The organism is Pseudomonas sp. AC083 (genome assembly GCF_979253165.1).
Window position 1 is genome coordinate 1 of sequence record NZ_CEEDDH010000325.1, and the last position, 239, is coordinate 239.

Sequence of the window (239 nt, forward strand, 5' to 3'; positions counted from 1 at the left end):
TCCGCATCCCCTCCAACAAGGAAGGCGCGCCGGCGCGGCTGATCACGCTCGAACAGGCCACCGGCCTGTTCATCGGCCGCCTGTTCCCCGGCTACACCGTCAAGGGCCAGGGCGCGTTCCGCATCATCAGGGACTCCGAACTCGAAATCGAGGAAGAGGCCGAAGACCTCGTTCGCCTGTTCGAGACCGCACTCAAGCGGCGCCGGCGCGGATCGGTGATCCGGCTCGAGATCGAGGCC

The 239-nt window shown here is 66.9% G+C and carries 1 pseudogene; it reads left to right on the forward strand.

What is annotated here, in order from left to right:
* A pseudogene (locus AC0IXA_RS28075) lies at window positions 1–239 on the forward strand (hypothetical protein); the annotation flags it as partial.